Consider the following 12396-nt stretch of genomic DNA (forward strand, 5'->3'; position numbering starts at 1 on the left):
CTTGTAAACCACACGGAACATCCCCTTAGCCACACAATCAAGACGCCCGGTGTTGCCGGATCGTTCCCCGTCGGGCTGGGGTCCACACGTCCGCACCCCGTACCCTTGGGTTTTGTGTTCCGTAGCCGATCCAAGGACGAGAAGGCCCCGGTAGCCAAGGCCCCGGTGACCGACTCCCAGCAGCCCCGTGACCCGCAGGCCCCCAAGGGCCGCCCCACGCCCAAGCGCAGTGAGGCCCAGACCCAGCGCCGCAGCGTGGCCAACACGCCTGTGACGCGCAAGGAGGCGGCCAAGCGGCAGCGCAATGAACGCCGCGTCCAGATGGACAAGCAGCGTCAGGCGCTCGCCAGTGGTGACGAGCGCTATCTGCCCGCCCGCGACAAGGGGCCCGTGCGCAAGTTCGCGCGGGACTTCGTCGACTCGCGCTTCTGCATCGCGGAGTTCTTCCTGCCGCTCGCGGTGATCATCCTCGTGCTGAGCATGGTCCGCATCCCGCAGCTGCAGAACATCGCGCTGCTTCTCTGGCTCTTCGTGATCGTCCTGATCATCGTGGACTCGGTGACGACGGCGGTGCGCCTGAAGAAGCGCCTGAACGAGCGCTTCCCGAGCGAGAGCAAGAAGGGCGCGGTCGCCTACGCCCTGATGCGTACGCTCCAGATGCGCCGTCTGCGTCTGCCGAAGCCGCAGGTCAAGCGCGGAGAGCGGCCCTGAGCGGATTCGCCGGCGGGGCTGCCGCGTGGCTGGAGAAGCTGGGCGGCCTGCGTAACGCCGTACGCCAGGAGCTGGTGACCCGGCAGCTCGACGAGCAGATAGCCGGGCGCTTCCCCGTGGGGCAGCGGCTGCGGGTGCTCGACGTGGGCATGGGCCAGGGCACGCAGGCCCTGCGGCTCGCCCGCGCCGGGCACAAGGTGACCGGCATCGAGCAGGATGCGGCGATGGTGGCCGCGGCGCGTGCCGCACTCGCCGCCGAGCCCGAGGGAATCCAGGGCCGGGTGCGGATCGTCGAGGGCGACGGGCGCGAGACCGGGGTGCATTTCCTGCCGGGCAGCTTCGACGTCGTGCTGTGCCACGGCGTCCTGATGTACGTCGAGGAGCCGGACGCGCTGCTGGCGGGCCTCGCCCGGATGCTGGCACCCGGCGGGCTGCTCTCCCTCCTCGTGCGGAACGCGGACGCGCTGGCCATGCGGCCGGGGCTGGCCGGGGACTGGGCGGGGGCGATGGGCGCCTTCGACTCCACCGTGTACCGCAATCGGCTCGGCATCCAGGCGCGGGCCGATCGGCTCGACGCCGTGTCCTCGTCGCTCGCGGGGATCGCTGCGCCGCTGCATGCCTGGTACGGCGTGCGGGTCTTCACCGACCAGGCCTCGGACGACGCTGTTCCGCCGGAGGACGCGGAGTTGGCGGCGTTGCTCGCCGCCGAGGAGCGGGCTGGGCGGACCGACCCGTACCGCCGGGTCGCGGCCCTGCTGCACGTCTGCGGTGTGCGGGACTGACTGAACCGCCGCTTCGCGGCGGATGTTTCCCGCCCACCCGGTGGGCAGGGGCGCGAGGACGCTTCCGACACCGTCAGAAACGCACCGCGACCCCCTGATCGGCCGTCTATTTCAGGGCGGCATATCGGGGCCAACGCGACACTCGGGGCATGAATGCCTCGCGTACCCGTGCCGTCACCGTGACCGCCTCCCTTGCCGCCGCGCTCATCCTCGCGGGCTGCTCAAGCCCCGGTTCCGGGGACTCCGGTGAGTCCACCACTCAGGCCGCGCCCATGGCGGAGAGCGATCTGCAGGACGCCTACCAGCAGGTGATCGAGGACGTCCTGCCCTCGGTCGTCCAGATCGACGCCTCCGACAGCCTCGGCTCCGGAGTCGTCTACGACGACAAGGGCCACGTCGTCACCAACGCCCACGTCGTGGGCAAGGAGGAGACCTTCAAGGTCACGACGGCCACCGGGGAGCAGGCCCTCACCGCGAAGCTCGTCGCCGCCTATCCCGAGCAGGACCTCGCCGTCATCAAGCTCGACAACCCGCCGAGCAAGCTCAAGCCCGCGAAGTTCGCGGACTCGACGAAGGCCAAGGTCGGGCAGATCGTGCTCGCCATGGGCTCGCCGCTCGGCCTGTCGTCCAGCGTCACGCAGGGCATCATCTCCGCCACCGGACGGACCGTCAGCGAGCCCCGTGCTGAGGGCGCGGCCGGGGCCACGATCGCGAACATGGTGCAGACGTCCGCCGCGATCAACCCGGGCAACAGCGGCGGAGCCCTGGTCACCCTGGACAGCGAGGTCATCGGCATCCCGACGCTCGCCGCGACCGATCCGCAGATGGGCGACAGCGCGGCACCGGGGATCGGGTTCGCGATCCCGTCCTCGATGGTGAAGACCATCGCCGACCAGATCATCAAGGACGGCAAGGTCACCGACTCGGGCCGGGCCGCGCTCGGCATCACCGGGCGCACGGTCCTCGGCGACGACTACAGGCCCGCGGGCGTCGCCGTCGTCGACGCGCAGAAGGACGGCGGCGCGGCCAAGGCCGGCCTGCGGAACGGCGACATCATCACCAAGCTCGGCGACTCCCGGATCACCACGATCACCTCGCTCTCCGAGGCACTCGCCGGGGAGAAGCCGGGTGAGAAGGCGCAGGTGACGTACGTACGGGACGGCTCCGAGAAGACCGCCGACGTCACGCTGGGCGAGATGTAGGGGCGCGCGACGCAGAACGCATGAGGGGGCGCCCGCTTCGAGCGGGCGCCCCCTCACGTTCAGGCGTCACTCACCCCTGCGCCGCGTCCTCCGCGTGCAGGCTCATCGGCCCATAGATCTTGTTCGCGTCCTCGAAGAGCGACACCTGGTCGGCGCCGCCTTCCGCGAGCTCCTTCCAGAACTCGCCGAGCCATGACTCCGCGTCCCCCTGAGTCGTGAACTCCTCCGGCGTCAGAGCGGGCTGGACCTCCGTCCCGTCCGCCTTCTCGAACCGCCACGTCCATGCCGCCATGCCAGCCTCCCGATGGTCCGACAGCTGTGTGAAGCCCTTCGCAGCCTAGCCGGGCGAGCGGCGCGAGCGGTGACGCGGGAGGATCTTCCTGTGGAACTGACTCTGCTCGGCACCGGCGCCCCCGAAGGCCTGCCCCGCCCCGGCTGCCCCTGCGCGGCCTGCGCGACCGCGCTCGGCGGCGCGGCGCGCGCCGCCACCGCGCTTCTGGTGGACGGCGTCCTGCTGCTCGACCTCACTCCCGGCGCCGCCTTCGCGGCCGCCCGCTCCGGGCACTCGCTCGGCGGTGTACGCCAGGTGCTCCTCTCCCATCCGCACGACGGCCCCTCGGTGGAGGTGCCCGCGGGCCTGCCGCAGCCGGGCCGGGTGCCCGACGGGCGGGAGCTCGCGCTGCTCACCGGGCACAGGGTGCGCGCGGTGGCGATGGACCACCCCGGCACGGGGTACGAAGTCGTGGGTCCCGACGGGGAGCGGCTGCTGTATCTGCCGCCGGGCGGTGCGCCGGCCGGACTGCCGGAGGAGCAGCCCGCGTACGAGATGGTCCTCGCCGATGTGGTCGGGCGCCCCGACGGTCTCGCGCGGCTGCGGGCCACCGGGGCGATCGGGCCGACCACGGACGTCGTCGCCGTCCATCTGGGCCACGAGGTGCCGCCGGGCGCGGAACTGACCCGCAGGCTGGCCGCCGCCGGTGCGCGGGCGGTGCCGGACGGGGCGACGCTGGTGGTCGGCGCCTATGAGGACGTGCCCGACGTGCCGCGCCGGACGCTGGTCCTCGGCGGTGCGCGGTCGGGGAAGTCGGTGGAGGCCGAGCGCCGCCTGGAGGCATTCCCCGAGGTGCTGTACGTGGCCACGGGCGGCACCAGGAACGGCGACTCCGAGTGGGCGGACCGGGTGAGCGCCCACCGTGAACGGCGCCCCGGGTCGTGGAGCACGGCCGAGACCTGCGACCTCGTGCCGCTGCTCGCCGAGAACGGCCCTCCCCTGCTCATCGACTGCCTGTCGCTGTGGCTGACGTACGCCATGGACGAGGTGAACGCGTGGGACGACGACGAATGGGCGGGCGGTGGCGAACGGGCGCTGCGCAAGCGGGTCGCCGAGCTCACGGACGCGGTGCGGGCGACCCGGCGCACGGTCGTCGCCGTGTCGAACGAGGTCGGCTCCGGCATCGTCCCGGCGACCGCGTCGGGCCGCCGCTACCGCGATGAACTGGGCCGTCTGAACGCGGCGTTCGCCTCGGAGTGCGAACACGTGCTGATGGTCGTGGCGGGCCAGGCGCTCACCCTGCGCGGCTGAACCGGCGGCTCACGCGTTGGGGTTGCGGCGGGCGATGATCCGGTAGGCGTTGGAGAAGCGGGTGCGGCTGACCAAGGGGGCGAGGATGCGGTCGGCCAGGGCTGCCACGGCCAGGAGCGGCACCGCGATGCGCGCCGCGGCACGGATGCGGCCGAGAGTGACGGCGAGCCGTGCGGTGAGGTCGAAGGGGATGTGCGGCTCGCGCCGGTCGGTGGCCACGACTGTGTAGCCGAGGCTCTCCAGCTCGGCGTGCAGGGCGGCGGACGGGATGCGGTGGTAGGGCTGGGGCCTGATCCACCCCGTGTCGAGAATCCTCGCGTACCGGCTGCGCGGCACGGGGACCTCGATCATCAGATGGCCGCCCGGCCGCAACACCGTGCGGGCCGCGATGAGTTCGATGCGCGGGTCGGCGCTGCGCTCCAGGTAGTGGAACATGCTCAGCGCGTCGTAGCGCCCCGCGAGTTTCGGCGCCAGGTCGACGAGCAACCCGCGGTGGGCCTCCTCCACGCGGCCGGCCCTGCGGCCCTCCTCCACGCGCCCGGTGAGGTCGAGGCCGTCGAAGGAGGTGTACGGGTGCACCGCTTGTGCGACGGCGGGGAAGTGTCCGAGCCCGGTCTCGACGTCCAGCCAGCTCTCGGGGTCGATGAAGCGGCCCATCGCGCGGGCCCGTGCCCGGTGGCGGCGGGTGGAGCACGGGACGGCGAAGATCTTCTCGGCCTGGGCGGCGGCGGCCTGGGCTGCGTCCATGGGCGTGGCGGGCTCCTCTGTCGGGGCGGTGCGGACGGTGCCGCGTACGGTGCGCGTACTTGCAGTGCGACAACTACCCGCAAACGGTACGTAAAGGAACATCGACGCCGGTGCAATGACACCGCGGAGGCGGCCCGTCCCCGCGGGCCTCGCTCGCGCGCGGACGCCTGCCGCCGGGCCGTTCGAGCCGGGCCAGGGCCCTGCCGGTACTGTTCGGCGAATGAGCTCGCTGAATCTCGACGACTTCACCGACCTGATCGAGCGGCCCGACGGCGGGATCCGCCGCGACGCCGAGGAGCGCAGGGAACGCCAGAGCGTGCCGCCCGGAGCGCTCGGCCGCCTGGACGAGCTGGCCGAGTGGCTCTCCGCGGCCCAGTCATCGGTGCCGGTCAAGCCGATCGAGCGGCCGCGCGTGATCCTCTTCGCCGGTGACCACGGGGTCGCGGGCCTCGATGTGTCCGCGAGGCCCGCGGGCGGCGCGGCCGAACTCGTGCGCGCCGTGCTCTCCGGCGCCAGCCCCGTGTCCGTTCTCGCGCGCCGTCTCGACGTGCCCGTCCGGGTCGTCGACATGGCCCTGGACTGCGACCCCGCCGAGCTTCCGGCGGAGGTCGCGGGGCACCGGGTGCGGCGCGGCTCGGGTCGCGTCGACATCGAGGACGCGCTGACGACGGAGGAGGCCGAGGCCGCGGTGCGGGCCGGGATGGCCGTCGCCGACGAGGAGGCGGACTCCGGGACGGACCTGGTCGTGCTCGGCGATGTGAGCGTCGGCGGCACGACACCCGCGGCGACGCTGGTCGCCGCGCTGTGCGGAACCGACGCTTCCGTGGTCACCGGGCGGGGCGGCTCGCCGATCGACGACCTCGCGTGGATGCGCAAGTGCGCGGCGGTCCGGGATTCGCTGCGGCGGGCGCGCCCCGTACTCGGGGATCAACTCGAACTGCTCGCGACGGTGGGCGGTGCGGACATCGCCGCCATGACCGGGTTCCTGCTGCAGTGCGCGGTACGGCGTACTCCGGTCGTCCTGGACGGCGTGGTGGCATCGGCCGCGGCGCTCGTTGCCCAGCGGGTCGCCTTCCGGGCGCCCGACTGGTGGCTCGCGGGGCACAACAGCGGGGAGCCCGCGCAGGCCAAGGCCCTGGACCGGATGGCGCTCGACCCCGTCATCGAGCAGGGCGTGCAGGTCGGCGAGGGCGTCGGCGCGCTGCTCGCGCTGCCGCTGGTGCGGGCCGCGGCGGCGCTCTCGGCCGAGTTGCCGGAGCGGGAGCCGGCGGCAGAGCCCGAGCCGGACCCGGAGGCCGCGCCGGAGCCCGAGGCCCGGCCCGCGCCCCGCTCGGGGGTTCCGGCCAGGGCAGGGGACCCCGAAGCGGAGTAGGCGGCCCGTCCGAAGCGGAGTGAGCGGCGCGTCCGCGCGCAGCCGATGACGGCCCGGCATGCCCCATATGATCCCTTTTCATGGGAGATGAACAATCTGCTGCCGGGCGCCGTCAGCGCCTCGCTGCGGCCTTCAGCGTCTGGTACCTCCGCGCCGTCACCTTCATCAACTTCCTGAGCGCGGTCTGGGTCTCCCTCGGGCAGGATCTGCGGCGGCACAACACCGAGAACTACTTCACGCCCTATCTGCTCACCGCGGGCTTCGCCTCCGGCGCGTTCACCATGTTCCTGGCGATCACGATGCGCCGCCGCAAACGCGCCGCCTGGATCCTCAACCTCGTGCTCAGCGGGCTCTTCCTGCTCCTCTTCGCCTTCGCGATGGTCTTCCCGGAGATCCGCCGTCATGCGCAGAACTGGATCTCCCTCGTCCTGACGGCCGCCTTCGTCGCCTCACTGATCGTCGGACGGCGCGAGTTCTACGCCAAGGGCGACCGCTCCAACCCGAAGCTCGCCGCGGCCGTCGCCGTCGGCGGGCTGCTCGTGACCTCGCTGATCGCCGCGCTGCTCGTCACCGTCACCAACCACGCGCACGACGAGAGCCGTTCGGCCTTCCTCGACCGCTGGCGCTACGGCACCATGCGCCTGGTCTCGCTGGCCGCCGACGACCGGCGTTTCGAGGGCATCGCCACGCCCGGCTGGGTCAACGTCACCATCAACGTGCTCAGCACGCTTCTCCTCCTGGCCGTCCTGTACGCCGCGTTCCGCTCGCGCAAGGCGGTCGACACGCTCACCGAGGACGACGAGCGCAAGCTGCACGAACTGCTCGACAAGTACGGCGAACGCGACTCGCTCGGCTACTTCGCGCTGCGCCGCGAGAAGAGCGTCGTGTGGTCGCCGAGCGGCAAGGCCGCGGTCGCCTACCGGGTCATCGGCGGGGTGTCCCTGGCCTCGGGTGATCCCATCGGGGACCCCGAGGCCTGGCCCGGGGCCATCGAACCCTGGCTCGCCGACGCCCGCGAGCACGGCTGGATCCCCGCCGTGATGGGCGCGAGCGAGGAGGCGGGCACGATCTACGCCCGGCACGGCCTGGACGCGCTCGAACTGGGCGACGAAGCCATCGTCGAGACCTCGGAGTTCACGCTGGAGGGACGGGCCATGCGGACGGTCCGCCAGGCGTACAACCGGGTCAAGCGGGCGGGGTACGAGGTGCGGATCCGCCGCCACGAGGACATCCCGGCCGACGAGATGACGTACCTCCTCGAGCGCGCCGACGACTGGCGGGACGGGGCGACGGAGCGCGGTTTCTCGATGGCGCTCGGACGGCTCGGTGACCCCGCGGACGGGCGATGCGTGATGCTCGAATGCACCGATGGCGACGGCGAGTTGCGGGCCGTCCTCTCCTTCGTGCCGTGGGGGCCCAACGGGCTCTCGCTCGACCTGATGCGGCGGGACCGCGACTCCGAGAACGGCCTGATGGAGTTCATGGTCATCGAGCTGCTCCAGCGCGCGGCCGAGATCAAGATCACTCAGGTGTCCCTCAACTTCGCGATGTTCAGGTCCGTCTTCGAACGTGGCTCGCGGCTCGGCGCGGGCCCGGTCCTGCGGCTGTGGCGCTCCCTGCTCACCTTCTTCTCCAGGTGGTGGCAGATCGAGTCGCTGTACCGCGCCAACGCGAAGTACCGCCCGATCTGGGAGCCCCGCTTCCTTCTCTTCGAGAAGAGCGGGGACCTGCCGCGCATCGGCATCGCGTCGGCCCGCGCGGAGGGCTTCCTCGAAGCGCCGAGCCTGCCAAGAGGGTCCCTCCCTGTTCGAGCGAAGCCGAGAACTTGGGGGCGGCTGCACCGCAACCATCTGGAGTCCCGACGTTGAGTTCCCTGGCCGGGGGCCGTCTGACCCGTCTCACCCGTATGGCGCGCACCGAGTGGGGTCCGCTCTACGCCGCCGTGCGCGACGGCATCGCCGGGCGGCGGTGGCGGGCCGCGCCCATGACGCTCGCCGCCGTCTGCCTCACCGCCCTGCTCCAGTTCACGCAGAACCAGTCCTGGGGCTATCGGTTCGTGCAGAACATCGGCTCCGTACGGGCCGACGACCCGCTCTGGCTCGCCCTGCTGCGCACCCCGCTCTCGCTCTTCGTGCCCGCGCTCGACCTGCCCGTCTGGGGTGCGCTCGCGCAGATCCTGCTGGTGTTCGGCATCGCGGAGATCTGCGTCGGCTGGTGGCGCACGCTCGTGATCGGCTACGCGGCCACCCTCGCGGGCACGCTCTACGCGCGCGTGGGCATCGCGTGGGGACCGGGCCACCCGCTGGGGCTCCCCGCGTCCGACGCGCGGGTCATCGACACCGGGCCGTCCGCCGCGGTGGTCGGCCTCGCGGTGTACGTGTGCTGGCGGTACCGGGCCTGGTTCACCGCGGGTCTGGTGATCGCGGTGATGGTCGCCGAGGTGCTCGTCAAGGACAACCTCGCGGGCAAGGAGCATCTGGCGGCGATCACGGCCGCGCTGGTGCTGTGCGCCTGCTCGGAGGCGCTTCAGCGGCGTGGCGGGCGGGGCAGTTCCGGGTCGGGTCTGCCGCCGATCAGGTCCTGAATCCTGCGGCGCGGTCCCGCCCAGCGGCGGTCGTGGTGGAAGACACGCAGGCCCGACCGGGCGCGGGCGCGCGGCCGGTTGCGGTAGAAGCGCTTGGCCCACGCCGATCCGGGGCGGGCGAGGCGGATCGCGCCCACCAGCGCGACCAGCGGGATCACCATGCCGATGAGGGCCGTCCGCAGCTTTCCCTTGGCCAGGGCGACCAGGGCGAAGCAGCAGTTGACGGCGATGTTCAGGGCGAAGCCCGCGCGGTTGCCGCGTTCCTCGGGCGTCAGGTCGTTCACGCCGAACGGGGTGAAGCCGGTGAGGATGAGCACCACCAGCGCCGCGGTGAGCATCACGACCTCGACGCTCTTGCGGCCCTGTTCGCTCCAGTAGACGTCGTCCAGATAGAGGATCAGGGCGAACTCGTCGAGCACGAGACCGGCGCCGATGCCGAAGATGACCGCCGCGAACATCGAGGCGAGGCTGTGCCGGCCCGCCGCGACCGCCCAGAAACCGCCGACGAGCATGAGGAAGATGCCCGGGACGACGTGATGGATGTGCACGTCTCCCGAGCTGATGTTCCGGAAGGGGCCCTTGCCCGCGCGGATCAGGCGGGTGATGGTCCTCGTGACGAGGAAGCAGCCCACGAAGGAGAGCAGGGCCAGGAGCAGCGGGAGCTTTCCGGGCTCCGTGATGTTCCGGTACCACCAGTCGGCCATGGGGCCATCCTGGGCCGGGGGGCAACATGTCGCACGCCGGTCCTCGGCTGTGGGCAGTCGTTCCGCAGGGCGATGGGGGTCCCCCGCTGCCGGGTGCCGGGTGCCGATCAATGCCGCGTCCAGGCCGGATACCCTTCCGCGGTGCCCCGAACCTCCCCCGCCGACGCCCTCCGCTTCGCCTTCGGCACCCTCACCGCGCTCCCGGTCGAGGTCAGCCGCTGGGACCGTGACGCCGCCCGCTCCGGGATGCTCTGTGCCCCGCTCGCCGGGCTCGTCGTGGGGCTCTGCGCGGCCGCGCTCGGCAGCGCGCTCATGGCACTCGGGGCGGGCCCTCTGCTCGCCGCCACCGCGACCGCCGCGACCCCCGCCGCGCTCACCCGCGGCCTCCACCTCGACGGCCTCGCCGACACCGCCGACGGGCTCGGCAGCGCCAAGCCGGCCGACCAGGCGCTCCGCATCATGAAGCAGTCCGACGTCGGCCCCTTCGGCGTCATCACGCTGCTCTTCGTCCTGCTCGCCCAAGTGGCCGTCCTCTTCCAGCTCTACGAGGACTCCTGGACCCGGGGCGCGCTCGCCGCGGTCGTCTCGGCGGCCGCCGCCCGTCTGGCCCTCACGCTGGCCGCCCGCAAGGGCATCCCCCCGGCGCGTCCGGAGGGCCTGGGGGCAGCGGTGGCCGGGACGGTCCCCCAGGGCGCCGCCCTGCTGACGGCTGCGCTGGTCACCGCGGTGGCCGCGCTCGCCGCCGCGCCCTTCGGGACGTACGAGAGCGTGCAGTACGCGGCCGCCGTCGTCCTGGCGGTGTGCGCCGCCGAACTCCTCCTGCGGCACTGCGTCCGCCGCTTCGGGGGCATCACCGGCGATGTGTTCGGCGCGCTCGCCGAGACCGCCGCCACGGCGGCGCTGGTCGTACTGGCCCTCTCTTGAAACATAAAAGCGCCGACACGAACGGATGAATCTGCGCCGACACGATCGAATGGGCACGACGCGCGTAGGCTCATGTTCGGCGCCTTTCCGGCCCGTTCTAGGCTGGCGCCGGGCGGGTCGACCCACCCCATCGGCCAAGGAACTCAACGGAAGCGAGAATTCACCACCGTGACTGCTCTGACTCTCAGCACTGCCGCCGCGTCCGGCCTGCGTGCCGACGCGATCGTCGTCGGCGTCGCGAAGGGCTCTGCCGCATCCAACGGGACCCTGGTCGTCGCACCGGGCGCCGAGGCCGTGGACAAGGCGTACGACGGCAAGCTCGCCTCCGTCCTGGAGACCCTCGGTGCCTCGGGCGCCGAGGGCGAGGTGACCAAGCTGCCCGCGCCCTCGGGCTTCAAGGCCCCGGTCGTCGTCGCGGTCGGCCTCGGCACGGTGCCGGAGAAGGACGAGACGTACGGCACCGATGCCCTGCGCCGCGCCGCCGGTACCGCCGCGCGCGCCCTGTCCGGCTCGAAGAAGGCCGCGTTCGCGCTGCCCGCCGAGGACGCCGAGGACACCGGCGCGATCGCCGAGGGCGCCCTGCTCGGCGCGTACTCCTTCGACGCGTACAAGGAAAACGGTTCCGCGAAGGGCAAGAACGGCAAGGACGCCAAGGGTCCGCTCGCCGAGATCGCCCTGCTGGGCGGCAAGCCCCGCGACAAGGCGTACAAGGCCGCCGTCGAGCGCGCCACCGCCCTGTCCGAGGAGCTCAACCGCGCCCGCGACCTCATCAACACCCCGCCGAACGACCTGAACCCCGAGGCCTTCGCCGCGGTCGCCACCGCGGCCGCCAAGGAGCACGGCATCAAGATCCAGGTCCTGGACGAGAAGGCGCTCACCAAGGGCGGCTTCGGCGGCATCCTCGGCGTCGGCGTCGGCTCGGACGCCCCGCCGCGCCTGGTCAAGCTCTCGTACACCTCGTCCAAGGCGAAGAAGCACCTCGCCTTCGTCGGCAAGGGCATCACGTACGACTCGGGCGGCATCTCGCTGAAGCCCGCCGGTCACAACGAGACCATGAAGTGCGACATGGCCGGTGCCGCCGCCGTCTTCGCGGCCGTCGTCACCGCCGCGCGCCTGGGCCTCGAGGTGAACGTCACCGGCTGGCTCGCGCTCGCCGAGAACATGCCGTCCGGCTCCGCGACCCGCCCCGGCGACGTCCTGCGGATGTACAGCGGCAAGACCGTCGAGGTCCTGAACACCGACGCCGAGGGCCGTCTGGTCCTGGCCGACGCGCTCGCCAAGGCCTCCGAGGACAAGCCCGACGCGATCGTCGACGTGGCCACGCTGACCGGCGCGATGATGATGGCGCTCGGCAGCCGCACCTTCGGCATCATGGCCAACGACGACGCGTTCCGCGCCGCGATCCACGACGCCTCCGAGGAGGCGGGCGAGCCCTCCTGGCCGATGCCGCTGCCCGACCACCTGCGCAAGGGCATGGACTCCCCCACCGCCGACATCGCCAACATGGGCGAGCGCATGGGCGGCGGTCTGGTGGCCGGTCTCTTCCTGCGGGAGTTCATCGGCGAAGGCATCACCTGGGCGCACCTGGACATCGCGGGCCCGGCCTTCAACGAGGGCGGCCCCTTCGGCTACACGCCCAAGGGCGGCACCGGCACCGCGGTCCGCACCCTGGTCCGCCTCGCCGAGCGCACGGCCGCGGGCGACCTCGGCTGACCGGCTGATCTGTCGTACGCGCGGCAGGGCCCGGACATCCAGATGTCCGGGCCCTGCCCGATTTCGCCCTCGACG

Annotated in this window: 12 protein-coding genes; 9 read left to right on the forward strand and 3 right to left on the reverse strand. The window is 72.2% G+C overall.

From position 1 onward, the window contains the following. Positions 1-36 precede the first annotated feature (36 nt). The 3 genes from ACWD02_RS00390 (at position 37) to ACWD02_RS00400 (ending at position 2695) form a co-directional block, all read left to right on the forward strand. Positions 37-711: a DUF3043 domain-containing protein gene (locus ACWD02_RS00390; protein WP_363208686.1), complete on the forward strand. Its 675-nt coding sequence runs from the start codon at positions 37-39 to the stop codon at positions 709-711. A 74-nt stretch (positions 712-785) separates the two neighbouring features. Next, positions 786-1493 (forward strand): class I SAM-dependent methyltransferase, encoded by a 708-nt coding sequence (locus ACWD02_RS00395; protein ID WP_451202841.1) that lies wholly within the window; start codon positions 786-788, stop codon positions 1491-1493. 149 nt (positions 1494-1642) lie between these two features. Then, positions 1643-2695 carry a S1C family serine protease gene (locus ACWD02_RS00400; protein ID WP_451202843.1) on the forward strand — a complete coding sequence of 351 codons (1053 nt, stop codon included), beginning with the start codon at positions 1643-1645 and terminating at the stop codon, positions 2693-2695. A gap of 70 nt (positions 2696-2765) precedes the next feature. Here ACWD02_RS00400 and ACWD02_RS00405 read toward each other — a convergent pair whose 3' ends face one another. Continuing rightward, entirely contained in the window at positions 2766-2987 is a 222-nt protein-coding gene (locus ACWD02_RS00405; protein ID WP_363208308.1) for a hypothetical protein, read from the reverse strand. A 90-nt stretch (positions 2988-3077) separates the two neighbouring features. Here ACWD02_RS00405 and ACWD02_RS00410 point away from each other — a divergent pair, with 90 nt between their 5' ends. After that, positions 3078-4277, forward strand: a complete 1200-nt coding sequence (locus ACWD02_RS00410) for a bifunctional adenosylcobinamide kinase/adenosylcobinamide-phosphate guanylyltransferase (RefSeq protein WP_451202846.1) — start codon at positions 3078-3080, stop codon at positions 4275-4277. A 9-nt stretch (positions 4278-4286) separates the two neighbouring features. Here ACWD02_RS00410 and ACWD02_RS00415 read toward each other — a convergent pair whose 3' ends face one another. Beyond that, positions 4287-5024, reverse strand: coding sequence for a class I SAM-dependent methyltransferase (locus ACWD02_RS00415; RefSeq protein ID WP_451202849.1), 738 nt, complete (start codon positions 5022-5024; stop codon positions 4287-4289). A 220-nt stretch (positions 5025-5244) separates the two neighbouring features. On the opposite strand from ACWD02_RS00415, the gene cobT reads away from it, so the two are divergent. The 3 genes from cobT to ACWD02_RS00430 all read left to right on the forward strand — a co-directional run bounded on the left by cobT (position 5245) and on the right by ACWD02_RS00430 (position 8980). Beyond that, positions 5245-6396, forward strand: a complete 1152-nt coding sequence (cobT, locus tag ACWD02_RS00420) for a nicotinate-nucleotide--dimethylbenzimidazole phosphoribosyltransferase (RefSeq protein ID WP_451202851.1) — start codon at positions 5245-5247, stop codon at positions 6394-6396. 80 nt (positions 6397-6476) lie between these two features. Further along, positions 6477-8264, forward strand: a complete 1788-nt coding sequence (locus ACWD02_RS00425) for a phosphatidylglycerol lysyltransferase domain-containing protein (protein WP_451202854.1) — start codon at positions 6477-6479, stop codon at positions 8262-8264. Positions 8265-8302: 38 nt separating this feature from the next. Then, positions 8303-8980, forward strand: coding sequence for a hypothetical protein (locus tag ACWD02_RS00430; protein WP_451204303.1), 678 nt, complete (start codon positions 8303-8305; stop codon positions 8978-8980). On the opposite strand, the gene ACWD02_RS00435 is transcribed toward ACWD02_RS00430, so the two are convergent. Beyond that, complete coding sequence (locus ACWD02_RS00435) at positions 8923-9684, reverse strand: hypothetical protein (protein WP_451202857.1); 762 nt, start codon at positions 9682-9684, stop codon at positions 8923-8925. The genes ACWD02_RS00430 and ACWD02_RS00435 overlap by 58 nt on opposite strands. A gap of 141 nt (positions 9685-9825) precedes the next feature. On the opposite strand from ACWD02_RS00435, the gene cobS reads away from it, so the two are divergent. Next, positions 9826-10608 carry an adenosylcobinamide-GDP ribazoletransferase gene (cobS, locus tag ACWD02_RS00440; protein ID WP_451202859.1) on the forward strand — a complete coding sequence of 261 codons (783 nt, stop codon included), beginning with the start codon at positions 9826-9828 and terminating at the stop codon, positions 10606-10608. A gap of 168 nt (positions 10609-10776) precedes the next feature. Continuing rightward, positions 10777-12321, forward strand: a complete 1545-nt coding sequence (locus ACWD02_RS00445; RefSeq protein WP_451202861.1) for a leucyl aminopeptidase — start codon at positions 10777-10779, stop codon at positions 12319-12321. Positions 12322-12396 lie beyond the last annotated feature (75 nt).

The organism is Streptomyces sp. NPDC002853, assembly GCF_053591915.1.